37 protein-coding genes are annotated in these 20,295 nt (G+C 45.7%); 7 read left to right on the top strand and 30 right to left on the bottom strand.

All coding sequences use genetic code 11. The features are described from left to right. The first annotated feature begins 193 nt into the window (after positions 1-193). The 6 genes from AB1797_00685 (at position 194) to AB1797_00660 (ending at position 4,337) form a co-directional block, all read left to right on the top strand. Entirely contained in the window at positions 194-1,057 is an 864-nt protein-coding gene (locus AB1797_00685) for a RodZ domain-containing protein (protein MEW5766130.1), read from the top strand. Between the two features lie 15 nt (positions 1,058-1,072). Further along, positions 1,073-1,603, top strand: coding sequence for a CinA family protein (locus AB1797_00680; protein MEW5766129.1), 531 nt, complete (start codon positions 1,073-1,075; stop codon positions 1,601-1,603). Between the two features lie 40 nt (positions 1,604-1,643). Then, entirely contained in the window at positions 1,644-2,219 is a 576-nt protein-coding gene (gene thpR / locus AB1797_00675; GenBank protein ID MEW5766128.1) for an RNA 2',3'-cyclic phosphodiesterase, read from the top strand. A gap of 236 nt (positions 2,220-2,455) precedes the next feature. After that, entirely contained in the window at positions 2,456-2,716 is a 261-nt protein-coding gene (locus tag AB1797_00670) for a type II toxin-antitoxin system Phd/YefM family antitoxin (GenBank protein ID MEW5766127.1), read from the top strand. Further along, positions 2,713-3,123, top strand: coding sequence for a type II toxin-antitoxin system VapC family toxin (locus AB1797_00665; GenBank protein ID MEW5766126.1), 411 nt, complete (start codon positions 2,713-2,715; stop codon positions 3,121-3,123). The genes AB1797_00670 and AB1797_00665 overlap by 4 nt, the downstream gene beginning before the upstream one ends. Positions 3,124-3,482: 359 nt before the next feature. Next, the gene (locus tag AB1797_00660) at positions 3,483-4,337 is read left to right on the top strand and encodes a carbohydrate ABC transporter permease (protein ID MEW5766125.1); all 855 of its coding nucleotides are present in this window, start codon (positions 3,483-3,485) and stop codon (positions 4,335-4,337) included. Here the strand turns inward: AB1797_00660 and recO are convergent. The 3 genes from recO to AB1797_00645 all read right to left on the bottom strand — a co-directional run bounded on the left by recO (position 4,327) and on the right by AB1797_00645 (position 7,379). Next, positions 4,327-5,085, bottom strand: coding sequence for a DNA repair protein RecO (recO, locus tag AB1797_00655; protein MEW5766124.1), 759 nt, complete (start codon positions 5,083-5,085; stop codon positions 4,327-4,329). The genes AB1797_00660 and recO overlap by 11 nt on opposite strands. A 900-nt stretch (positions 5,086-5,985) precedes the next feature. After that, positions 5,986-6,357, bottom strand: coding sequence for a 50S ribosomal protein L17 (gene rplQ, locus AB1797_00650; protein MEW5766123.1), 372 nt, complete (start codon positions 6,355-6,357; stop codon positions 5,986-5,988). Further along, positions 6,357-7,379 carry a DNA-directed RNA polymerase subunit alpha gene (locus AB1797_00645; protein MEW5766122.1) on the bottom strand — a complete coding sequence of 341 codons (1,023 nt, stop codon included), beginning with the start codon at positions 7,377-7,379 and terminating at the stop codon, positions 6,357-6,359. Before AB1797_00645 ends, rplQ begins: the two co-directional genes overlap by 1 nt. A gap of 103 nt (positions 7,380-7,482) precedes the next feature. Between AB1797_00645 and AB1797_00640 the strand changes: the two genes are divergently transcribed. Next, positions 7,483-7,671, top strand: a complete 189-nt coding sequence (locus AB1797_00640) for a hypothetical protein (GenBank protein MEW5766121.1) — start codon at positions 7,483-7,485, stop codon at positions 7,669-7,671. Between the two features lie 23 nt (positions 7,672-7,694). Here AB1797_00640 and rpsD read toward each other — a convergent pair whose 3' ends face one another. The 27 genes from rpsD to rpsS form a co-directional block, all read right to left on the bottom strand. Then, complete coding sequence (gene rpsD, locus AB1797_00635; GenBank protein MEW5766120.1) at positions 7,695-8,324, bottom strand: 30S ribosomal protein S4; 630 nt, start codon at positions 8,322-8,324, stop codon at positions 7,695-7,697. A gap of 19 nt (positions 8,325-8,343) precedes the next feature. Next, positions 8,344-8,730: a 30S ribosomal protein S11 gene (gene rpsK / locus AB1797_00630; GenBank protein ID MEW5766119.1), complete on the bottom strand. Its 387-nt coding sequence runs from the start codon at positions 8,728-8,730 to the stop codon at positions 8,344-8,346. A 2-nt stretch (positions 8,731-8,732) separates the two neighbouring features. Beyond that, positions 8,733-9,110 carry a 30S ribosomal protein S13 gene (gene rpsM / locus AB1797_00625; GenBank protein MEW5766118.1) on the bottom strand — a complete coding sequence of 126 codons (378 nt, stop codon included), beginning with the start codon at positions 9,108-9,110 and terminating at the stop codon, positions 8,733-8,735. Between the two features lie 183 nt (positions 9,111-9,293). Next, positions 9,294-9,407 (bottom strand): 50S ribosomal protein L36, encoded by a 114-nt coding sequence (gene rpmJ / locus AB1797_00620; GenBank protein MEW5766117.1) that lies wholly within the window; start codon positions 9,405-9,407, stop codon positions 9,294-9,296. A 113-nt stretch (positions 9,408-9,520) separates the two neighbouring features. Beyond that, the gene (locus tag AB1797_00615) at positions 9,521-9,928 is read right to left on the bottom strand and encodes a hypothetical protein (protein MEW5766116.1); all 408 of its coding nucleotides are present in this window, start codon (positions 9,926-9,928) and stop codon (positions 9,521-9,523) included. A gap of 104 nt (positions 9,929-10,032) precedes the next feature. Next, positions 10,033-10,254 (bottom strand): translation initiation factor IF-1, encoded by a 222-nt coding sequence (gene infA / locus AB1797_00610; GenBank protein ID MEW5766115.1) that lies wholly within the window; start codon positions 10,252-10,254, stop codon positions 10,033-10,035. Between the two features lie 152 nt (positions 10,255-10,406). Continuing rightward, positions 10,407-11,150: a type I methionyl aminopeptidase gene (gene map, locus AB1797_00605; protein MEW5766114.1), complete on the bottom strand. Its 744-nt coding sequence runs from the start codon at positions 11,148-11,150 to the stop codon at positions 10,407-10,409. Continuing rightward, on the bottom strand, positions 11,147-11,791 hold the full coding sequence (locus AB1797_00600) for an adenylate kinase (protein ID MEW5766113.1): 645 nt from the start codon (positions 11,789-11,791) through the stop codon (positions 11,147-11,149). The genes map and AB1797_00600 overlap by 4 nt, the downstream gene beginning before the upstream one ends. Positions 11,792-11,803: 12 nt before the next feature. Next, on the bottom strand, positions 11,804-11,935 hold the full coding sequence (locus tag AB1797_00595) for a hypothetical protein (protein ID MEW5766112.1): 132 nt from the start codon (positions 11,933-11,935) through the stop codon (positions 11,804-11,806). Positions 11,936-11,960: 25 nt separating this feature from the next. After that, on the bottom strand, positions 11,961-13,277 hold the full coding sequence (gene secY / locus AB1797_00590) for a preprotein translocase subunit SecY (protein ID MEW5766111.1): 1,317 nt from the start codon (positions 13,275-13,277) through the stop codon (positions 11,961-11,963). Continuing rightward, the gene (gene rplO, locus AB1797_00585) at positions 13,274-13,711 is read right to left on the bottom strand and encodes a 50S ribosomal protein L15 (protein MEW5766110.1); all 438 of its coding nucleotides are present in this window, start codon (positions 13,709-13,711) and stop codon (positions 13,274-13,276) included. Before rplO ends, secY begins: the two co-directional genes overlap by 4 nt. A gap of 47 nt (positions 13,712-13,758) precedes the next feature. Then, positions 13,759-13,941, bottom strand: coding sequence for a 50S ribosomal protein L30 (gene rpmD / locus AB1797_00580; GenBank protein ID MEW5766109.1), 183 nt, complete (start codon positions 13,939-13,941; stop codon positions 13,759-13,761). Positions 13,942-14,154: 213 nt separating this feature from the next. Then, a complete protein-coding gene (gene rpsE / locus AB1797_00575; protein ID MEW5766108.1) occupies positions 14,155-14,652 on the bottom strand; it encodes a 30S ribosomal protein S5 in 498 nt (165 codons plus the stop codon). Further along, on the bottom strand, positions 14,649-14,996 hold the full coding sequence (rplR, locus tag AB1797_00570; protein ID MEW5766107.1) for a 50S ribosomal protein L18: 348 nt from the start codon (positions 14,994-14,996) through the stop codon (positions 14,649-14,651). Before rplR ends, rpsE begins: the two co-directional genes overlap by 4 nt. Positions 14,997-14,998: 2 nt before the next feature. Continuing rightward, positions 14,999-15,538: a 50S ribosomal protein L6 gene (gene rplF, locus AB1797_00565; GenBank protein ID MEW5766106.1), complete on the bottom strand. Its 540-nt coding sequence runs from the start codon at positions 15,536-15,538 to the stop codon at positions 14,999-15,001. Between the two features lie 57 nt (positions 15,539-15,595). Then, positions 15,596-15,988 (bottom strand): 30S ribosomal protein S8, encoded by a 393-nt coding sequence (rpsH, locus tag AB1797_00560; protein MEW5766105.1) that lies wholly within the window; start codon positions 15,986-15,988, stop codon positions 15,596-15,598. A gap of 36 nt (positions 15,989-16,024) precedes the next feature. Then, the gene (locus AB1797_00555; protein ID MEW5766104.1) at positions 16,025-16,210 is read right to left on the bottom strand and encodes a type Z 30S ribosomal protein S14; all 186 of its coding nucleotides are present in this window, start codon (positions 16,208-16,210) and stop codon (positions 16,025-16,027) included. Positions 16,211-16,259: 49 nt separating this feature from the next. Continuing rightward, on the bottom strand, positions 16,260-16,799 hold the full coding sequence (rplE, locus tag AB1797_00550; protein MEW5766103.1) for a 50S ribosomal protein L5: 540 nt from the start codon (positions 16,797-16,799) through the stop codon (positions 16,260-16,262). 66 nt (positions 16,800-16,865) lie between these two features. Beyond that, positions 16,866-17,177: a 50S ribosomal protein L24 gene (gene rplX / locus AB1797_00545; GenBank protein ID MEW5766102.1), complete on the bottom strand. Its 312-nt coding sequence runs from the start codon at positions 17,175-17,177 to the stop codon at positions 16,866-16,868. A gap of 93 nt (positions 17,178-17,270) precedes the next feature. Further along, a complete protein-coding gene (gene rplN, locus AB1797_00540; GenBank protein ID MEW5766101.1) occupies positions 17,271-17,639 on the bottom strand; it encodes a 50S ribosomal protein L14 in 369 nt (122 codons plus the stop codon). A gap of 2 nt (positions 17,640-17,641) precedes the next feature. After that, complete coding sequence (rpsQ, locus tag AB1797_00535; protein MEW5766100.1) at positions 17,642-17,890, bottom strand: 30S ribosomal protein S17; 249 nt, start codon at positions 17,888-17,890, stop codon at positions 17,642-17,644. Between the two features lie 101 nt (positions 17,891-17,991). Next, the gene (rpmC, locus tag AB1797_00530; protein MEW5766099.1) at positions 17,992-18,189 is read right to left on the bottom strand and encodes a 50S ribosomal protein L29; all 198 of its coding nucleotides are present in this window, start codon (positions 18,187-18,189) and stop codon (positions 17,992-17,994) included. 31 nt (positions 18,190-18,220) lie between these two features. After that, the gene (gene rplP / locus AB1797_00525; GenBank protein MEW5766098.1) at positions 18,221-18,625 is read right to left on the bottom strand and encodes a 50S ribosomal protein L16; all 405 of its coding nucleotides are present in this window, start codon (positions 18,623-18,625) and stop codon (positions 18,221-18,223) included. Positions 18,626-18,666: 41 nt separating this feature from the next. Beyond that, positions 18,667-18,795 (bottom strand): hypothetical protein, encoded by a 129-nt coding sequence (locus AB1797_00520; GenBank protein ID MEW5766097.1) that lies wholly within the window; start codon positions 18,793-18,795, stop codon positions 18,667-18,669. 43 nt (positions 18,796-18,838) lie between these two features. Beyond that, positions 18,839-19,489, bottom strand: coding sequence for a 30S ribosomal protein S3 (rpsC, locus tag AB1797_00515; protein ID MEW5766096.1), 651 nt, complete (start codon positions 19,487-19,489; stop codon positions 18,839-18,841). 101 nt (positions 19,490-19,590) lie between these two features. Continuing rightward, positions 19,591-19,926: a 50S ribosomal protein L22 gene (gene rplV / locus AB1797_00510; GenBank protein MEW5766095.1), complete on the bottom strand. Its 336-nt coding sequence runs from the start codon at positions 19,924-19,926 to the stop codon at positions 19,591-19,593. Positions 19,927-20,010: 84 nt separating this feature from the next. Beyond that, positions 20,011-20,292, bottom strand: coding sequence for a 30S ribosomal protein S19 (gene rpsS / locus AB1797_00505; GenBank protein MEW5766094.1), 282 nt, complete (start codon positions 20,290-20,292; stop codon positions 20,011-20,013). Between the last annotated feature and the right edge of the window lie 3 nt (positions 20,293-20,295).

Raw genomic sequence — 20,295 nt, 5'->3', positions numbered from 1 at the left:
ATCGGGGATCCAGCATCGAGGGATGAACGGTTACCGTATATCTTTTGACACTGCTCTCCATTTTCAACGCTTATCATAACATAAATCAGGGGCGAAGTCAAGATTTTCATTCTTCACAGATGGCTCAAGATAAAAATGTCTTGAAATAAGATTATATCTATGATATATTGGGTAATAGATAAAGGGGGTAAACATGTCTTTAGGCGAAATCCTGCAGGCCAAACGGGAAGAAAAAGAAATTTCACTGGAAGAGGCCGCCAGAGAAACACATATTAACCAAAAGCATCTGAAGGCCCTGGAAAATGAGGCCTATGATCTGATTCCTGGGGAAACTTACCTCTACGGATTTTTACGGAAATACTGTGCCTTTCTTGGCCTTGACCCTGAGGAAATGAATCGCCTATTGAAAGAGGAGATATCCTCTCATCCGCATGTGACTAAAAAGGCTGTCCCTCTCCCTCGGCAGCGAGAGGCTGATGCTGTTTCTTCAGGTGGACGAAAGGATGTGCTGTTTGGCTTCTCAATTCTTGTTTTGGGAGCTATCCTCTGGTTTTCTTTAGCCCAATTTATGGAAGGAGAGAAGGACATCACCCCGGCCACTCAATCCGTAGAGACAGAAAGGGATATCTTTCAGAAAAAACCGCTCTCGGAGGAATCACTTGCGCCTGAAGAATCAACCGATACGCCTGAATTCTTGACGTTTACTTCAACAGAATTAATAGATACCCGTGAAACTTCAACGGCCTTGGAAGCTCAAGCTGTTGAAGAGAAACAGATCGCTGATAGGCAGGATTATAATCCGAAAATGTTGGTCTTGGAAGCCGAAATCCTGAAGGAAGTTTGGGTTCTGGTTTCCCTGGACGGTGAAGAAGAGGAAGAGACACTTACTCCGGGACAGACTGTGAGATGGGAAGCGTTTGACAGGATAGAGATAACCGTTGGCGATGCCGGCAACTTAATCCTTAGATGGAATGGTCGAGTCTTACCCCCGCTGGGGAAAAAAGGGGAGGTAATCAACCGGGTTTTTACTAGGAAAGAAGTAAGGAGCAGAATGTAACATCTGGAATCCAAAATGAAAAATCCGCCATCCGCAATCGCAAGGCGTGTCAGCCAGATTCTAAGTGAGCGACAATTAACCATCGGGATAGCTGAATCATGCAGCGGTGGTTTAATCTCGCATCAATTTACCAATGTTCCGGGCAGTTCGAATTACTTTATAGGGGGGGTGGTGGCCTATAGTAACGAGGTCAAAATGAAAATTCTGGGTGTTAACCCTGAGGTAATTCAGCGGTTCGGAGCCGTGAGCCGGGAGACAGCCAGAGCGATGGCCCTTGGGATAGCCCGGCTATTGAAGACCGATGTGGGCTTAGGGGTGACCGGTATCGCCGGGCCCTCAGGAGGGACTAAAGAAAAACCGGTTGGTCTGGTCTACATCGCCCTTTCCTTTAAAGGAAAAGTTACTATAAGGAAGTTTAATTTCACTGGTGAGCGAATAGAGATCAAGAATCAAACAGCCGCTGAAGCCTTTAGGTTGATAGAAGGAGTAATCCAAGGAGATATGGTAACTACTCAGGTAAATAAACTGAAGTTGGAAGGCTTTTAGGGACAGCCTATCTACCTGAGTAGTTACGAGATATGAACCTATGAGTGATGCTGATATCAGATGCTTTATTGCCATTCCCATTACCCCGGAGATAAAAGAAGAATTAATTAGTGTTCAGGAGCGGCTAAAAAAGGCTGTAGCAAAAGTAAAGTGGGTTGAGCCGGATTCTATCCATCTCACTTTGAAATTCATGGGAAATATTCCCAGGAACAATCTCAAGTCTGTGACGAAGATCATTCAGGAAACCGCTCAGAGAAAAGAATGGTTCGAGATATCTCTGGATGCCTTAGGGGCTTTCCCGTCTCTTAAAAAGCCAAGAATAGTCTGGGTAGGGATAAAAGACCCGCGGGAGAGACTGAAACAACTGGCTCAGGAATTGGATCGCCGATTATTCAGTATAGGGGTGCCAAAGGAGGACAAAGAATTTGTCTCTCACATCACCCTCGGCCGGGTAAAAGAAATAGATAATAGAGACAAATTGGCTGAAATAATGAGTTCACTAAAGGTTGTTTCTATTAAAATGCCGGTGACTAAGATCAATTTAATGAAGAGCCAGTTAACGCCGGCCGGGCCGATTTACAGTGTCATTTCCACCGCACATATACCGCCACATTAAGTTCCGCGTTTCGGGTTTCGAGTTTCGGATTTTGAGTCAATAACCTGCACTAAGGCTTATCCACCTTCTTGCAGGGAATAGCGAAGAAGGCCCAAGGGCCGAAGGCGGAAGCGAGGATAACTGAAGAGCCCGATGCGGCAAAACTGCACGCCGGGATCTGTGCGGGGGCGGTCGGGTAACTGGCCGTCCTACCGCGATGCCGCGCCGCTGAAGACGAATCGGAGGATTGAACTGAAATGTCTGTGATCAGTACTGATACGGTCCAGGTCAATGTGGACGAAATAAAGCAGGATTTGCCGGCCTACCTCCAACGTGTGGAAGGTGGCGAGACTTTCGTGATTGTCAAGGCTGGTAGGCCATTGGCAGAAATCAGGCCAATTGCTCCGCCGGCTGAACTCTTACGCCCTTTTGGATTGTGTGTTGGGGAATTTAGTGCACCAGACGATTTTGATGCTCCGTTGCCAGAACATGTCATTCAAGAGTTCGAGGGAAGATGAAGCACTTACTAGATACCCAGATCTTCCTTTGGTTTATCAGCGCAGACAGACGCCTATCGGCTGGTATGCGTGATGCGATTCGTGACTTGAGTAATGAGGTCTATTTGAGCGTGGTATCTCTGTGGGAGGCCACGGTCAAGTATCACCTTGGCAAATTGCCATTACCTCAACCACCCGATGTTTATCTCCCCATTCAGCGCCAACAGCATCAAATTGCCAGCTTGTCGCTCGATGAAGCCAGCGTGTGTAAACTTGCCAATCTGCCATCGATTCACCGTGATCCGTTTGACCGTATGCTAATTTGCCAAGCATTGGCGCACGGTCTGATCATTACAACGATGGATGATGTCATCAGTGCTTACCCTGTTCCAGTGAAAGAAGTTATGCTAAAGAAGAATGTTCATTGATTCTCACAAAAATCACAAGAACAAATTCTTGTAGAGAGTTAGTTTTTATCTGTGTTCATCCGTGTAAATCTGTGGCTTATAAAAAAAGAAAGACGATAAATTCGATTTCGTGCAAAACTTAGGTTGACAATACGAACTTAAGATAAAGGAGGATAATATTGTCTGCTACCCAATATGGAACAGTAGAGATTAAAAAATCGTCCAGACCCTTTATGACGTTGGCCTCGGATACATCAAGCTCGGCCAACCCCCGACAACCCTTTCCGGCGGCGAGGCGCAGAGGGTTAAATTATCAACCGAGCTTTCGAGGCGCGCAACCGGCAAAACTTTGTATCTTCTGGACCAAAAGAGAGCATTAAATGAACCCGAAACTCGACGACCCGCAAGCGGCTGCCCCCAACTCGAAACTCGAAATCGGCCTTTACGCCTTATTGTTTGCCGGAGCAGCCATTTTTCTTTTTCCCCTGGTCTGGATGTTTGTCACGGCCTTTACTCATCCGGAGAGTATCACCCAGGTGCCCCCTGATTTACTTGGCCGGGACTACACCTGGATGAACTTTAAAGACCTCTTCAGCCATTCCGAGATATTGCGCTGGCTTTTTAACTCTACTTTAATCAGCCTGGCCGTCACCTTTTTTCACCTTCTCTTTGATTCCCTGGCCGGCTATGCCTTTGCCCGCAAGGATTTTCCTGGCAAGACCATCCTCTTCTGGGCGATTATATCTTTAATGATGATTCCGGGACAGGTGATAGTAGTGCCTCTTTATTTAATGATGAGCAAACTGCATCTGCTTGATTCTCTCTGGGCGGTTATTTTACCCGGTTTGGCCGGTCCTTTCGGAATATTCCTGATGAAGCAGTATATGGAAGGCCTACCGCGGGACCTGGAAGATGCCGCCAGAATGGACGGCTGCTCAGAAGCCGGTATTTACCGGCATATTATACTGCCTCTCTCGAAACCGGTCTTAGGAGCTTTGGGGATTTTTACTTTTATCACTTACTGGAATGCCTTCCTCTGGCCGCTGATTGTCCTTAATTCAGCCTCTCGCTATACCCTCCCTGTCGGTCTGGCCACCCTGCAAAGTAAACAGGTGTTAGACTATGGCCTGCTTATGGCTGGAGCAGTCGTGGCGGCCGTGCCGATGATGATTATCTTTTTTGCCTTTCAAGGATTCTTTGTTAAAGGCATCCGCATGGGGGCGCTCAAGGAATAATAAGGAACTTCAAGCTTTTCAGATGCCTCGGCAGATGCTGAGCCAATAAATGGTCAAGAATCATTGATTTCAGCTCGAGCAAGAGAGGGGGGGAAGGCCTTATTTGGTCTATCTTTAAGGGGGGAAGGGCCAAAAGCTGTTTGGCCAGCGCCAGGGTTCCGGCTGAAATAGTGATTACTCCTCGGGGTGGAGCACAGGAAAGGCAGAAAATTCCTCCCTCGGCGGCAGAAAATACGACCCTGGTCTCTACTTGGCCGTGACAATTTAGACAGTCTTTTAGATGGGGCTTAAGGCCAAGCAAGGAAAGTAATTTAAGCAAAAAGGCGTAAATAAACAGGGGAGAGATTCTGGTCTCTAAGGCGTAAAGGAAGTTTTCAAGGAGATAAAAGATATTCGCCTCACTGCCTCCTTCAACCAGGGATTCTACTAACTCGACCAGAAAGGAGCTGATAGCTATCCGGTCGAGGTCTTCACGCAGGGCTTGATGTGAATTAATAATTTGGGCCTGGGTAATGATCTGGAGTCCTTCTTTTTCTACATCTCCCCAAAGGACCAGATCGACCAGGGTAAAAGGCTCCAGTCTCGCCCCAAAACGGGAAGTCAAGTTCCTGATTCCTTTAGCTACAGCATCTATCTTACCATACCTAAGAGAATACAGCCTAATAATCCGGCTTGTCTCGCCTAACTCCCTGGTTCTTAAAACAATGGCCCTGGTTTTATAGATGGACATAGTTTTTGACCTTGACATTAATATTCGGTAATTTATGCGTCAGCCGTGAAGGTAAGCGTTCAGCCTCATGGGATGAACGGTTACCCGTGAAGAAAAATTTCGACCTGTGAAATAGATTTAAATAAAATGCAAGAAACTTCCCATAGACATAGATATTCAAGCTCTACTACTAAAAACAGGTCGCTCCTACGGAGCTGCAAATATATTGCTTTTGCGAAATACTACAAACAGATTGCTCTCCTACGGAGCTTTATTCAGGTTAGCTCCAGAGGAGCGACATGTTTGTAGAATATATCTCTCATAACAAATTAGCTCCAGAGGAGCGATCTGTTTATTCTCTTTCTTACCCTAATTGGGGGATATTTGTATAAACCTATTTCACAGGTCGAAAAATTTCGACCCGTACGGTTAGGAATTACAAGCAATTCTCCTCAAACCTGAAAGGTTTGAATTTTACATAACCACAGGTAAAACCTGCGGAAACGAAGCATCTACCACAGCTCAACCCTGAAAGGGTTGAATTCTATGTGATGGATAATTCGACCCTTGCAGGGTCGAGCGTTGCGGATGTATTTATCTTCCGTAGCTTGCACCTACGGCTATTTAAAATTTGACGCTTTCAGCGTCAGTAGTAGTCTACAACCTTAACCGTACAGGTCGAAATTTTTCCATGACCTTTGATTTAGTTATTAGGCAATTATGTCGATATCTCTAATATGATAGCAATGTGTTATAGAAAGGAGAATCGGCATGAAAAAGAAATACATTGACTGTTAGGTAGCTGGCGGAAGGTAAACGCCCGGGAGCACAGAAGCCCGGCGTTTGGCGGAGAGGTTAGAAATACATATCTTACGCCGAGGCGCGGAAGTTGGCTGAACGTAGTCGAAAGCGAGTTGAGCGTATTTACGAAATAATGCCTTAAACTTCATAGGCTTCTTCTACCAACTCAACTATGGCTAACTGGGCCGCATCTCCTTGTCGTTGGCCGGCTCTTAAAACACGAATATATCCCCCTGGCCTGTCTTTAAACCTGGGCGCAATATCGTCAAAAAGAGTCTTTACTATTTCTTTATCCTTAATCAGCTTTACGACTTGACGTCTGGCATGTAGAGGATCTTCCCCCTTAGCCGTAGTTATCACCCGGCTGGCTACTTTGACCAGCTCCTTAGCCTTAGCTTCGGTGGTAGTAATCCTGCCATGTCTGAAGAGAGAGGTGGTTAAATTAGAAAGCATTGCCTTCCGGTGGGAAACAGTTCGTCCTAATTTCTTTCCTTTTTTTAAGTGGCGCATTACTTCTCTTCCTCATCTTCCTTCATTAATTCTTCAATACCTTCCATACCCAAATGAAGGCCATAAGCGGCCAATTTCTCCTTAATTTCCAATAAAGATTTTTTTCCAAAATTCCTGGTCTTCAACATATCTTGCTCTGTTTTCATAGCCATCTCTCCCAGGGTCCGAATATTATCGCTCCTTAGACAATTAGCCGAACGAACAGAGAGTTCCAATTCCTCGACAGGTATTCTCAAAATGGCCTTAAGTCTCTCCCGTTCTTTATCTTCTTCTGTCTCCGGTTCTTCTATTACGCCCTCTTCAAAGTTGATAAAAATAGCCAGATTATCTTTGAGATGTTTAGCGGCGTAGGCCAGGGCATCCCGAGGAACCATACTGCCATTAGTCCAAACTTCTATAATAAGACGCTCATAATCAGTCACATGTTCTACCCGGACGTCCTCGATTTCATATTTAACCTTCTTTACCGGAGAAAAGAAAGAATCTATGGGTATAACTCCAACAGACTGATTATCTTGCTTATTTATTTCCGCTGGGACATAACCAATTCCGGTATCAACTTCTATTTCCATCTCCAATTTTGTCCCTTCTGAATTAAGCGTAGCGATATGATGATCCGGATTTAAAATCTCTACCTGAGCTGGGGCATCTATGTCGGCGGCTGTTACCTCTCCCTCTCTCTCTACCTCCAAACGCATCGTCTTAGGCCCGCTACTATTATGTAATTTGACCACCAGTCCCTTCAAATTAAGGATAATATCAGTTATATCTTCCACTACCCCCGGCAGGGTCGAGAATTCATGGAGGGCACCGGCTATCTTCACTGAGGTCACAGCTGCTCCGGTTAATGATGAAAGAAGCATCCTTCGGATACTATTACCAATAGTAATGGCTAAGCCTTTTTCGAAAGGACCGGCAAAGAATCTTCCGTAAGTATTAGTTAGAGTCGCTTCCTCGTAATCTACTCGCTTTAGTTTAGCAATATCTTTTATCCCTCTCTTGCTGGATAGTATTGCACCCATACCACTATTTCCCTCCAATACTGGTAATTAACCATTAATACAGCCCGGCGTAAATTCCTGCCTGGTTTGAAGTCAGATAGGGGTCAAGGGTTGGAGGATTCAAGTGATGAATCCTCCAACCCTCCTGAAACCACCCCGAAACTTTCGCCCAGCTGAATTAATAATTGGTAAACGTTCAGCCCCTCAGGCACAAGGACACCAACTCGATCCTCGAAGCTCGATCCTCGATGATAAAAAAGGATCCCGTCATCGAGCATCGAGCATCCAGGATCGAGCATCGAGCATCATGTGATGAACGGTTACGATAATTGTTAATTACTTAGAATAAAGCTCCACCACCAAAGATTCATTGGCCTCAAGGTCGATCTCTTCTCTTTCAGGGATTCTGACAAACCGACCCGTTAAATTCTCCGGATTGACCTCTAACCAGGCAGAAATTCCCTTTTTAGCCCGCCTGGCCACCGATTCCTTTATTAGTTTTTTACTCCTGTCTCGTGGGTAGACCCCCAACTCATCATCAGGTTTAACCATAAAAGAGGGAATATCTACCTTTTTACCGTTAACCAGAAAATGGCCGTGTTCAACCAACTGTCGCGCCTGGGCTCTGGAGGACGCCCATCCTAACCTATAAATAACATTATCCAGCCTTCGTTCTAAAAGAAAGATAAGATTTTGGCCGGTCATACCAGGCTGTCGTTCGGCCTTATAAAAATAGTTTCTAAACTGCCGCTCCAAAATTCCATAGGTTCTTTTTATTTTTTGTTTTTCTCGAAGCTGGATTCCATACTCGGAAATCTTACGACGCTTATCCTGACCTTTGAATCCAGGAACATAATTACGCTTGGTAATACTGCATTCCTCAGTAAGGCACCTTTCGCCCTTCAAAAACAGTTTAGAACCTTCCCGACGGCAAAGCCTACAAACCGGCCCCTTATATCGAGCCATTAGTAACTCCCTCCTTTTACTATACCCTTCTCCGCTTTCTGGGCCGACAACCATTATGAGGAATAGGGGTCACATCCTTAATTAATTTGACCTCCAGGCCAGTGGCTTGAAGAGACCGGATAGCTGATTCTCTCCCTGCTCCCGGACCGGTTACATAAACGGAAATCTCTTCCATCCCCTGATCCTTTGCCTTTTTTCCGGCTACCTCAGCCGCCATTTGAGCCGCAAAAGGTGTCGATTTCCGTGAACCTTTAAAGCCCACCGTCCCCGCGCTAGCCCACGTCAAGGCATTACCTATCTGATCAGTAATGGTAACAATAGTATTATTAAAAGTAGATTGTATGTGAGCCACCCCGACTCTTATGTTTTTCTTACCCCCTGCCTTCTTAGAACTTTTTTTAGCCATTTTTACGTCTTTCCTTTCTTTCTGCCTACCATAATCCTTTTGGGGCCCTTTCTGGTCCTGGCATTAGTATGGGTCCGTTGTCCCCTCACCGGCAAACCCCTACGATGTCTCAGCCCACGATAACAGCCTATATCCATAAGTCTCTTTATATTCTGCGTTACCTCTCTTCGCAGATCACCTTCCACTTTAAAATTCTTCTCAATAACATTCCTCAGCCTGGTCACTTCTTCTTCCGTCAAATCCCGGACCCGAGTATCAGGATTAATGTTAGCCATACCAATAATTTTCCTGGAAGAGGACATACCGATGCCATAGATATAGCTTAAAGCTACTTCAACTCGCTTATCACGCGGCAAATCTACGCCCACAATTCTGGCCAACTAAACCACACCCCCCTCTTCTCCATTAACAATTAGTAATTGACCATTATCAATTATCGCCCTACCGCCAAAGTCACCCCGGCCACTTGTCTTTGGTGTTTGGTAGTCTGATAACCGCCAGACACCAGACAAAGTGACTTCTGGGCGAGTTTTGCGATATGGCCAATTATCAATTGATAATTATTACCCTTGCCTCTGTTTATGTCTGGGGTTAGCACAGATAACCCGCACTATCCCTTTTCTTTTGATGATCTTGCATTTCTCACATATCTTTTTAACCGATGCCCTGACTTTCATTTCTAAAACCTCAATTCAACTTACCAGCCTTGTTCATCGCTACGGTTCAGCGGCGGCCAAAGGCCGTCCACTGCAACCGGTTGTTAGCTGGCGCTCAATATCGTACCCTCCGGCTACCGCACCAAGAGGATTATCAGTATGAAGGTGTAAGCAATGGCCATAGTGTCCACCGCCCAGTGGTAGTAAATCTTCATACCCCACAGTTGTGGTCTATTCGTGCGGATTATGAATACACTGATGGCAAGCTTTTTCTCGAGTTCGCACATACGGTTCCGGAGTTCATGTGCTCTCCTATGAAACCACCAGTAATGGTAGAAGCCCGCCATGAAAACGAGCCACCCGAATGTCATACCACACTTTCCAAACAACGGCCCAAGCGTAGCCATCTCCTTGAGAACAAGGCACGCGACGATAAAGCTAACCGATAAGAAGGCAACAAATACCGTCCATCGAGTCTTGTTAAGCTTTTGTTCCAGTTTGAAGAGATAATCGTATTCTCTCCATAGCTCGTCGGTGGCCATGATACATCTCCTTTCGCTGAAGTCGGTAAATAGCCCAAACGATGAACAAGGCGAAGTTTCAAATATAGATGTCTGTCATCTGTCCTCTGATTTCTGTCTTCTGATTATTTAGCCCGATAGATAATTCTCCCCCTGGTGAGATCATAAGGAGAAAGCTCCACTGTCACCTTGTCTCCAGGCAATATCCTGATAAAATGCATTCTCATCTTCCCGGATATATGGGCTAAGACCTTATGTCCATTCTCCAATTCTACCTTAAAATTGGTATTCGGCAAGGCTTCAACCACTGTTCCCTCTACCCGGATTGCCTCTTCCTTCTTAGCCATTTAGCACCCCATTAACAATTTATTCAGGTAGATAGGCTGAAGACTGAAGGCTGAAGGCTGAAGACTGAAGGCTGAAGGCTGACGTGCAATCATCTGCTCTCCGCATTTATTTCTAAAAGCCTTCAGCCTATCTGCCTGAATAGTTACGTTAATTATATGGTTAGTATTTCCGGCTCACCCTCAGTCACCACAATAGTATGTTCAAAGTGAGCTGACAGGCTTCTATCTTTAGTTACGGCTGTCCACCCATCTGCCAGGACTTCCGTCTCTCCTGTGCCCGCATTTATCATTGGTTCCGGACATAATACCATCCCGGGTTTAAGACGCGGCCCCTTCCCTGGCTGGCCGATATTTGGTATTTGAGGTTCTTCATGTATCTTTTTGCCAATACCGTGGCCGACGAAATCTTTTGTCGCGAAAAATCCTTCTGCTTCCGCCGTAGATTGAATAGCAAAGGAGATGTCTTGCACTCGCTTGCCTGACCTGGCCTCAGACATCGCCGCCTTTAAGGCGTCGAAAGCCACTTCCAATAATCTCGAGGTCTCAGGAGTTACTTCACATATCGGAATAGTAATAGCGGCATCGGTACAATAACCTTCCCAAATTACACCCAGATCAACTCCAATAATATCTCCTTCTTTAAGCCTATATTGACCCGGAATTCCATGAACTACCTGGCAATTAACGGAGGTACAGATACTGGCCGGAAACCCTCGATATCCCAAAAAGGCCGGTTTTGCTCCCCGTGAGGTGATAAACTCATAAGCGGCCCGATCTAATTCCAGGGTTTTAATCCCCGGTCTAACCAACTTGGTCAGCATTTGTAAGGTCTCGGCTACCAGTCGGCCCCCACGCCGCATTTTAGCCAATTCTTTTGGAGACCTTATGTGAATCATTTCAGGACGCTTACGATTCGATCAAAGATCTCCTCGATCTCTCCCTTTCCATCTATATCTTTAAGCACCCCGCTCAGGTCTTTATAATACTTGATTAGTGGTTCTGTTTGATCAAGATAGACCTTCAGTCGATTTTTAATTACTTCTTCTTTATCGTCCTTCCTCTGGTAGAGTTCCCCATCGCATTTATCACACTTATTAGAAATCTTAGGTGGAGAAAAATCTATATGGTAGGGGGTTTGACAATCACGACAAATCCTTCTCCCGGAAAGTCTTCTAACCAGGGTAGGTTCATCCACCTGAATGTTAAGGACGGCAGAAAGTGAGATACCCATCTCAGCCAGGGTGGTCCGTAAGGCCTCGGCCTGGGCCTGGGTCCGAGGGAACCCGTCAAGGATAAAACCCTTCTTACAATCCGGTTTTACTAACCTCTCTCTAATAATATCTACGATGAGCTTATCGGGCACCAGTTTTCCCTCTTCCATATAAGCCTTTGCTTCCTGGCCTAATTTGGTGCCTTTAGCCACGGCTTCCCTCAATATATCACCGGTAGATATCTGAGGGATACCGTGGCTGGTCATCAAAAACTTAGCTTGAGTTCCCTTGCCTGACCCTGGAGGGCCTAAAAGTATTAGTCTCATCCTTCTTAATAATTAACAATTATTATAAGCGTTCAGCCCGTAAGGCACAAAAACACCCACTCGATGCTCGATCTTCGATGCTCGATCCTGGATACTGGATCCTTTACCAGCATCGAGCATCGAGGATCGAGCCTCTAGCCTCATGGGATGAACGGTTACCAATTATTAATTACCTCAACCGTCCCCTTAACTTGCCCTTCTTCAGAAATCCTTCATAATGACTCATTAAGAGCTGTGATTCAATCTGTTTCACCGTATCCAGCACTACCCCCACTACAATTAAAAGTGAGGTACCTCCGAACCAAAAGGGCACTTTCAGGCTCATATAAAGAATGGAAGGAAGCAGGGCAATCAAGGCTAAAAATACCGCTCCCACCAGGACAATTCGGCTCAATACCCTTTCGATATAGTCAGCGGTGGGTTTGCCCGGACGAATACCCGGCACAAAACCCCCGTATTTACGCATATTGTCAGCCACCTCATCGGGTTTAAAAACAATGGCCGTATAAAAGTAGGTAAAGAAAATAACCATAACAAAATAAAAAAGGGAATAAACTACATGTTCCCGGCTGAACATATTAACAAAGGTGCTCACAATGACGTTTTTCTGACTAAAGAAGAGAGCTACTGTCCTGGGAAAATCGAGGATAGCCGCGGCAAATATAACCGGGATAACCCCGGCCGGATTTATCTGAAGAGGGATATGGGTGCTCTGCCCCCCATAAACCTTGCGTCCCACCACCCGCTTGGCATATTGAACCGGAATTCGGCGCTGTCCCTGGAGCATAATCACTACGGCCGCCGTAACCGCCACGATAACGATAATGATCCCGATTAGGGATAGGAGATTCATTTCGCCGGTCAAGACAAGTTTGGCAGTATTGGATATGGCCCCGGGGATATTAGCGATGATACCTGTCGCTATAATCAGCGACATCCCATTTCCCATCCCTCTATCGGAAATCTGCTCCCCTAACCACATAATAAAAGCCGTGCCCGTAGTGAGGGTAAGAACCGTCATCAAGAGAAAACTAACACCCGGATTGTAAACAATCGGCTCTCCGGAAGGAGCCACCTGACTTTGAAGGTAGGAACCGACCCCCAGAGCCTGAATGATACTTATGATAATAGTGCCATATCGGGTATGTTGCGTAATCTTTTTCCTTCCCTGGTCTCCTTCTTTGGAAAGCTTTTCGTAATAATGAAAGACAATGGTAAAAAGCTGGAGGATGATAGAGGCAGAGATATAGGGCATAATCCCCAGGGAAAAGACGGAAAATTGCTCGAAGGCGCCACCGGAGAAGAGATTAAGAAAACCGAAGATCGTCCCTTTCAGTTGTTGAAACCAATCGGAGAGAGCCGGCCCATTTATCCCTGGAGTTGGGACAAAGGCCCCCACCCTATAGACAGCAAGCAAGGCGACGGTAAAGAGAATCCGCTTTCGTAAATCCGGCGCCTTAAAAGGGCTAGCAATACTGTTAATCATCCCTCGACGCTTCCTCCCGCCCTCAAGATTTTCGCCTTGGCGCCTTCACTCATCCACCCAATCCCTACCATCAAAGGAACCTTCAAGTCGCCTTTCCCTAAAATCTTAACCCCATACTTGGTCCCTTTTATCAGTCCGCTTTCTTTAAGCACATCCGGTGTAATCAAGGCCCCTGACTCAAACCGGTTTAAGTCTTGCACATTTACTATCGCATACAATTTCTTTTTAAGGCTGGTAAATCCTCTTTTAGGAACCCTTCGGGCGAGCGGCATCTGACCCCCTTCAAATCCCCGTCGTGATCTACCGCCTGACCGAGCTAACTGGCCCTTGTGTCCACGGCCGGCCGTTTTCCCTCTGCCTGAACCAACCCCTCGACCCACCCGCTTTTTAGCCTTTTTGGCCCCTTTAGGAGGCCTTAATTCGTTAAGTCTCATCTTTTAAATAAGTTTCGAGTTGCCTCTTAAAACTCGTAACCCGAAACTCAATTCCCTTCTTCTACCTCTACCATATCAACCACATGGGCTACCATCCCCCTGATCTGGGGATTGTCCGGTTTTATCACGGTTTGGTTAAGTCGTCGAAGGCCCAGGGCAAACAGAGTTCGCCTCTGTTTTTCTTTTCGACCGATTTGACTCTTAATCAACTTAATCCGTAAGGTATTCATCGTAAATTGTCACTATTCAGCCACCAAGGCACAAAGGCACAAAGAATAATTCTTATAATCTTCGTGTCTTAGTGTCTTTGTGGCTGAATAGTTACCGTAAATTTAGCCACGAAGACACCCGAATAGGCCCGAATAGAGAGCTCTCCCTCATTAGTCACTGGGCCTTGAGGCCCTTACTAATGACCACTACTAAGTGTTTATTCGTGGTTTCATTCATCCAGGTTTCTCCCGCAGGATAGCCCTTTCTTGAAAAAGCTTTATTTGTTTTAAGCCTTCCATCGTAGCATTGACTACATTAAGGGGATTATCATTACCTAAAGATTTGGTCAAGATGTCCTGGATTCCGGCCACCTTCATTACTGCCCGGACCGCTCCTCCCGCAATAATTCCTGTCCCTGGAGCAGCCGGTTTTAACATAACCTTGCCCGCCCCAAAGTGGCCTACAATTTCGTGAGGAATAGTCGTCCCTTTACAGGGGATATCAATCATATTTTTCTTAGCCGCCTCTATCCCTTTACTAATAGTTTGAGGGACCTCATTGGCTTTGCCTATAGCCACGCCCACTCGACCTTGACCATCACCCACGGCTACCAGGGCCGAAAAACTGAATCTCCTTCCCCCTTTGACCACCTTGGCTACTCGATTAATGTGAATCACTTCTTCTCTTAATTCGACTGGCTGGACATCTGGGGTCAACTTATCATTACTCAAAACTTCAATCCCTCCTCCCTGGCCGCCTCAGCTAAGGCTTTTACCCGGCCGTGATACAGATTACCGCCTCTATCAAAAACCACAGAATCTATCCCGGCCGCTAACGCCCGTTTGGCAATTTCTTTGCCCACCTGTTTAGCCGCCTCCATTCTATTTATGGTATTAATCCCTTTCTTGGTACTGGAGGCTGAAACTAAAGTCCTTCCCTCTTCATCATCTATCAATTGGGCATAACTATGTCTCAAGCTCCTATAAACACTGAACCTGGGTCGATTACTTGATCCCAGGACCTTAGACCGAATCCTCTTTTTTCTTTTAGCCTTAAGGATATTTTTATCCGTCATGGTTATTTCACGCCCGCCTTGCCTACCTTGCGCCGGATATATTCACCCGCATATCTGATACCTTTGGCCTTGTAAGGCTCAGGACTTTTGATGGCCCGGATCTCGGCGGCGGCTTCTCCCACCAACTGTTTATCAATGCCAAAAACTTTTATCCTGGTAGGTGATAATAACTCCAGTTCCACCCCTTTTGGAGCTTCAAAAACTACAGGGTGAGAAAAGCCCATCTGAAGGGTTAAGCGTTTTCCTTGAAGTTGAGCCCGATATCCCACCCCACTGATTTCAAGGACCTTTTCGAAACCGGCGGTTACTCCCTTGATTATATTGTTAAGTAATGCTCGCGATAATCCATGCAAGGCTCTATAGGATCGGGTATCATTAGGCCGTTCCACGACCAGATGGCCATTCTTCTCTTCACAGGTAATGGGGTAAGGGATCTCCTGGGTTAATGTCCCTTTAGGGCCTACAACCGAAACCCTTCTTCCCTCAATATTTAGCTTTACCCCATCCGGAATCGGAATGGGCATCTGACCTATTCGTGACATATCAAAAACCTTTCCTTAAACCACCACCCACCAATTTTTGGGGGCTCGGTTATCTGCTTACCAGACATAGCAAAGGAGTTCTCCCCCCATCCTCTCCCGTTTACATTCCTTATCGCTCTTGATTCCCCGAGAGGTAGAAAGGATAGCTATTCCCAAACCGCCACAGACCCTTGGAATCTCATCAACCCTTACATAGCGACGGTATCCCGGACGGCTAACTCGCTTAAGATTAGTCAGGACTCGTTCCTTATTAGGACCGTATCTCAAATAGATCCTCAAAATGCCTTGCTTCCTATCTTCAATAAACTTATAACTCTTGATAAATTTTCGTTGTTTAAGTATTCGGGCAATATCTGTCTTTAGTTGTGAAGAAGGTATGTCAACCTTTTCGTGTTGAGCGTAATTGGCATTCCGAAGTCTCGTTAACATATCAGCCACAGGATCAGTCATCATGAAATCTTTTCTCCTCTTCTGGTAACGATTTAATTACCAACTGGCTTTAACTACGCCAGGGACTTTCCCTTCCAGGACCAGCTTTCTGAAACATATTCGGCACATACCGAACCGGCGAAGATAGGCGCGGGGACGTCCACAAAGGGGACACCTATGATAAGCCCTGACCTTAAATTTAGGTTCACGTTGTGCCTTAAGTTTTAGACACAGCTTAGCCATCTACTTAACTTTCTCCTTTCGAGTTGCCAGTGGCCAGTCGTTCGAAACTTTACTCTCTAAACGGCATCCCCAACAAGCGGAGAAGTTCCTTTCCCTCGCGATCGGTTTTAGCCGAGGTAACTATGCAAACATCCATCCCCCGAAAGTGCTCTACCTTATCATAGTTAATTTCGGGGAAAATAATCTGCTCAGTAATGCCCAGGGTATAATTACCTCGACCGTCAAAGGCCTTACTTGACAATCCTCTAAAATCACGAACCCTGGGCAAGGCAATATTAATCAAGCGATACAGGAACTCATACATTCTGCTTCCTCGGAGAGTAACCTTACACCCGACCGGCATTCCAGCCCGGAGTTTAAAACCGGCAATGGATTTTTTAGCGTAAGTCCTTACCGGCCGCTGTCCCGCAATCTGAGTCAACTCTTCCACCGCCGAATCTAACAACTTTATATTCTTACTCGCCTCGCCCACCCCCATATTAACCACAATCTTCTTTAGCCGGGGGATGGCACAAACATTTCCGTAATTAAATTCCTTTTCCATGGCAGAAATGACTTCATTTTTGAATTTTTCTTTTAATATCGCCATCATCTGACTCCCGTAGTGAGAGGGGTGAGAACCTCTCTGCTCTCAAGTCCCTATCTCTATCTGCTTTTAGTCTATAATTTCGGAACATCGCTTACAAACCCGGACCTTTCGCTCATCTTCCAGCCTCCTTTTGCCCACTCGCGCCGGTTTATTACAGTTAGGACAGATAAGCATCACATTGGACACATGGATAGGCGCCGCCTGATCACTAATCCCTCCAGGACCTTGCGCGCTCCGGACCCGGCTATGTTTTTTAACTAAATTAAGGCCCTCTACAATCACTCTTTCCCTCTTGAGAAAGACATGGAGGATCTTCCCACTTTTCCCCCTGTCTTTACCGCCCAGGATTATAACATTATCACCTTTCTTGACTGACAATCTCATTTTAATGTTCGATCAACCATTATCAATTGATAATTGATCATGGTTAATGGTTAAGTAACTATTCAGCCTATCCACCTTGTTAATTATTTAGAACACTTCCGGGGCAAGAGTTACGATCTTCATAAAATTTCGCTGCCGAAGTTCTCTGGCCACTGGCCCAAATATTCGCGTTCCCCTGGGTTCCATCGCCTCATTTATTATTACCGCTGCATTGTTGTCAAACTTAATATAAGAACCATCCGGTCGCCGTGTTTCTTTAACTGTTCGCACCACTACCGCCCTGACCACCTCACCTTTTTTGATCGGGGTGTGGGGAGTGGCTTCCTTGACAGAGGCCACAATGACATCTCCTACCCGGGCATATCGAGCCCTGGTGCTGCCCAGGACCTTAATACACATTATCTTTCTCGCTCCTGAATTATCAGCCACTTTAAGATAAGTCTCTTGTTGAACCATGTTTAATTCATCCTTTCAATAACCCGCCATCTTTTAAGCCTGGAAAGGGGTCTTGTTTCCATAATTTTTACTTTATCTCCTACTTGACATTGGTTGGTCTCATCGTGAGCATAGAATTTGCTCCTTTTTTTAACCACCTTGCCATACAAGGGATGCCTGATTAGCCTCTCTACAGAAACAACCACCGTCTTATCCATCCGATTGGAAAGCACCTCTCCTTCCTTTACTTTTCTTTTACCACGCTGCTGGATTTCGGATTGTTTGTTCATTGTTTCACCCTTTGAAGCCTTTGACCTTTAGATTTTCTCACGGCCTAAGTTCCTCCCCAGTTTAGAGTCAGATAGGGATCAGACTACCTTATCCCCAGCTCTCTTTCCCGAAATAAGGTCTCAACTTGAGCCAACGTCCGCCGGACCTCTCTAATTCGCATCGGATTTTCTATGGGACTTATGACCCTTTGATGCCTAAGATTGATTAATTCTGAAGAAAGATCGAGCCTTTTTTGGGCTAACTCTTCCGAAGTAAGCTGTCTCAACTCATCGATTTTCATTACCTTACCTCAAAGCGAACTCGAAACTAAATTATCTAACCAAGAATCTGGTTTTAATAGGCAGCTTATACGCGGTTAATTGCATAGCCTCCCTGGCTAATTCTTGACTTACGCCCGCCATTTCAAATAGAATCCGGCCTGGCTTAATTACCGCCACCCATCCTTCGGGGTTTCCTTTTCCTTTACCCATTCGAGTTTCAGCCGGTTTAGCGGTAATCGGCTTATCCGGAAAAACTCTGATCCAGATTTTTCCGCCCCTTTTAATATGTCTGGTCATTGTTACCCTGGCTGCCTCTATCTGCCGATTAGTCATCCAGCAACATTCCATAGCCTGAAGACCATATTCGCCAAAGGCCAAGGTTGAACCTCGAGTAGCCATTCCTCTTCGTCTTCCTCGGTGGGTTTTTCTGTGCTTAACTCGCTTAGGTAATAACATAATTATAATTTACCATTAACAATTAATAATTGTGTAAGCGTTCAGCCCCTAAGGCACAAACTCGATCCTCGATGCTCGATGCTCGATTCTCGATGTTCGATCCTCGATGCTGGTAAAGGATCCAGTATCCAGCATCGAGGATCGAACATCGAGAATCGAGCATCCAGCATCCAGCCTTATGGGATGAACGGTTACATAATTGTTAATGGCTAATTAGATATTCACCTCCGTCGCCCCTTTAGGCATGACCTCTCCTTTAAATATCCAGACCTTAACGCCGATTTGGCCATAAGTTGTGGGTGATTCTGAAAAACCGTAATCTATTTCAGCCCGAATAGTGTGTAAGGGGACCCGGCCTTCCCGATACCACTCTGTTCGGGCGATCTCAGCGCCACCCAGCCTTCCGGCACATTGGACCTTGATCCCTTTGGCGCCATGTCTAAGGGCGGTGGTGACTGATTGCTTCATTGCCCGTCTGAAAGAAATCCTTTTCGTAAGTTGTTGAGCAATGTTTTCTGACACCAGTTGAGCATCTAACTCCGGTCTCCTTATCTCCTGGATATCAATATGCACTTTATCATTGGTCATCTTCTGAACTTGCTTTCTTAGTTTTTCTACGCCGGCCCCGCCTCGACCAATAACAATCCCTGGTCTGGCGGTATGGATATTAATCCTGGTCTTTTGACCGAACCGCTCGATCGTTACCTTAGAGATAGCGGCTTGAGCCAATTCTTTTTTAATAAAATTACGGATATTAAGGTCTTCGTGTAAATTCTTGACATAATTTTTTTTAGCAAACCACTTCGACTGCCAATCATAGATATAGCCCAATCGAAACCCAATCGGATGAACCTTCTGCCCCATACCTTTTCTATCTCCCTTCCTAATTCAGAGGACAGAACCCATATCCCCACCTACAGATGGTAGATTTGCTTTTGTCTGTATTCTGGGCTCTGTGTTCTGATTCATTCGTCGGCGACCACCACCGTAATATGACTTGTTCTTTTCAGTATTCTCCCTGTTCGTCCCATAGGTTGCGGTCTTGTCCGTTTTAAACTTGGACCGCCATCCACAAAGGCCCTTTTAATATACAAATCTTCTTCATCCATCCCCAAGCTCCCCTGGGTAGCATTAGCTACCGCTGATTTTAAAACCTTTTGGACCAATCTGGCCGATTTTTTAGGGGTAAGGGTAAGGATATTAATCGCTTCCCTAACATGCTTTCCCCTGATTAGATCGATGGCCTGTCTGGCCTTTCTGGGAGAGATTCTAACATATTTGGCTATGGCTCTTGTTTCCACCTAAGTCTCCTGATTATTGCGGATTTCGGATTTCTGATTTCGGATTTAAAATCTTCAATCCGCAATCCGCAATCCGCCCTTGATTTATCTCTTGGAAGTCGTTTTTTCACCCCTGGCATGGCTGCGGAAGGTTCTGGTCGGGGAGAATTCGCCTAATTTATGGCCCACCATATTTTCACTGATATAGATAGGGATGAACTTCCGTCCATTATGAACCGCAATAGTATGACCTACCAATTCCGGAAAAATGGTGGATCTTCTTGACCACGTTCGAACGACCCTCTTTTCGCCGGTATTATTCATCCCTTCAATCTTAGCTAATAATTCCTCAGCGATGTAAGGACCCTTCTTAACTGATCTACCCATCCC

The sequence above is a fragment of the bacterium genome (genome assembly GCA_040753085.1).
Taxonomy (GTDB): domain Bacteria; phylum UBA9089; class JASEGY01; order JASEGY01; family JASEGY01; genus JASEGY01.
Note: the sequence above shows the minus strand (reverse complement) of the source record. Positions and strands in the feature narration are given on the sequence as shown.

Bases quoted from the DNA above. Each gene is read 5' to 3' on its own strand.
- AB1797_00685 (MEW5766130.1), top strand. From the start codon at position 194: ATGTCTTTAGGCGAAATCCTGCAGGCCAAACGGGAAGAAAAAGAAATT.
- AB1797_00680 (MEW5766129.1), top strand. From the start codon at position 1,073: ATGAAAAATCCGCCATCCGCAATCGCAAGGCGTGTCAGCCAGATTCTA.
- thpR (MEW5766128.1), top strand. From the start codon at position 1,644: ATGAGTGATGCTGATATCAGATGCTTTATTGCCATTCCCATTACCCCG.
- AB1797_00670 (MEW5766127.1), top strand. From the start codon at position 2,456: ATGTCTGTGATCAGTACTGATACGGTCCAGGTCAATGTGGACGAAATA.
- AB1797_00665 (MEW5766126.1), top strand. From the start codon at position 2,713: ATGAAGCACTTACTAGATACCCAGATCTTCCTTTGGTTTATCAGCGCA.
- AB1797_00660 (MEW5766125.1), top strand. From the start codon at position 3,483: ATGAACCCGAAACTCGACGACCCGCAAGCGGCTGCCCCCAACTCGAAA.
- recO (MEW5766124.1), bottom strand. From the start codon at position 5,085: ATGTCAAGGTCAAAAACTATGTCCATCTATAAAACCAGGGCCATTGTT.
- rplQ (MEW5766123.1), bottom strand. From the start codon at position 6,357: ATGCGCCACTTAAAAAAAGGAAAGAAATTAGGACGAACTGTTTCCCAC.
- AB1797_00645 (MEW5766122.1), bottom strand. From the start codon at position 7,379: ATGGGTGCAATACTATCCAGCAAGAGAGGGATAAAAGATATTGCTAAA.
- rpsD (MEW5766120.1), bottom strand. From the start codon at position 8,324: ATGGCTCGATATAAGGGGCCGGTTTGTAGGCTTTGCCGTCGGGAAGGT.
- rpsK (MEW5766119.1), bottom strand. From the start codon at position 8,730: ATGGCTAAAAAAAGTTCTAAGAAGGCAGGGGGTAAGAAAAACATAAGA.
- rpmJ (MEW5766117.1), bottom strand. From the start codon at position 9,407: ATGAAAGTCAGGGCATCGGTTAAAAAGATATGTGAGAAATGCAAGATC.
- AB1797_00615 (MEW5766116.1), bottom strand. From the start codon at position 9,928: ATGGCCACCGACGAGCTATGGAGAGAATACGATTATCTCTTCAAACTG.
- infA (MEW5766115.1), bottom strand. From the start codon at position 10,254: ATGGCTAAGAAGGAAGAGGCAATCCGGGTAGAGGGAACAGTGGTTGAA.
- map (MEW5766114.1), bottom strand. From the start codon at position 11,150: ATGATTCACATAAGGTCTCCAAAAGAATTGGCTAAAATGCGGCGTGGG.
- AB1797_00600 (MEW5766113.1), bottom strand. From the start codon at position 11,791: ATGAGACTAATACTTTTAGGCCCTCCAGGGTCAGGCAAGGGAACTCAA.
- AB1797_00595 (MEW5766112.1), bottom strand. From the start codon at position 11,935: ATGAGGCTAGAGGCTCGATCCTCGATGCTCGATGCTGGTAAAGGATCC.
- secY (MEW5766111.1), bottom strand. From the start codon at position 13,277: ATGATTAACAGTATTGCTAGCCCTTTTAAGGCGCCGGATTTACGAAAG.
- rplO (MEW5766110.1), bottom strand. From the start codon at position 13,711: ATGAGACTTAACGAATTAAGGCCTCCTAAAGGGGCCAAAAAGGCTAAA.
- rpmD (MEW5766109.1), bottom strand. From the start codon at position 13,941: ATGAATACCTTACGGATTAAGTTGATTAAGAGTCAAATCGGTCGAAAA.
- rplR (MEW5766107.1), bottom strand. From the start codon at position 14,996: ATGACGGATAAAAATATCCTTAAGGCTAAAAGAAAAAAGAGGATTCGG.
- rplF (MEW5766106.1), bottom strand. From the start codon at position 15,538: ATGTCACGAATAGGTCAGATGCCCATTCCGATTCCGGATGGGGTAAAG.
- rpsH (MEW5766105.1), bottom strand. From the start codon at position 15,988: ATGACTGATCCTGTGGCTGATATGTTAACGAGACTTCGGAATGCCAAT.
- AB1797_00555 (MEW5766104.1), bottom strand. From the start codon at position 16,210: ATGGCTAAGCTGTGTCTAAAACTTAAGGCACAACGTGAACCTAAATTT.
- rplE (MEW5766103.1), bottom strand. From the start codon at position 16,799: ATGGCGATATTAAAAGAAAAATTCAAAAATGAAGTCATTTCTGCCATG.
- rplN (MEW5766101.1), bottom strand. From the start codon at position 17,639: ATGGTTCAACAAGAGACTTATCTTAAAGTGGCTGATAATTCAGGAGCG.
- rpmC (MEW5766099.1), bottom strand. From the start codon at position 18,189: ATGAAAATCGATGAGTTGAGACAGCTTACTTCGGAAGAGTTAGCCCAA.
- rplP (MEW5766098.1), bottom strand. From the start codon at position 18,625: ATGTTATTACCTAAGCGAGTTAAGCACAGAAAAACCCACCGAGGAAGA.
- AB1797_00520 (MEW5766097.1), bottom strand. From the start codon at position 18,795: ATGCTGGATGCTCGATTCTCGATGTTCGATCCTCGATGCTGGATACTG.
- rpsC (MEW5766096.1), bottom strand. From the start codon at position 19,489: ATGGGGCAGAAGGTTCATCCGATTGGGTTTCGATTGGGCTATATCTAT.
- rpsS (MEW5766094.1), bottom strand. From the start codon at position 20,292: ATGGGTAGATCAGTTAAGAAGGGTCCTTACATCGCTGAGGAATTATTA.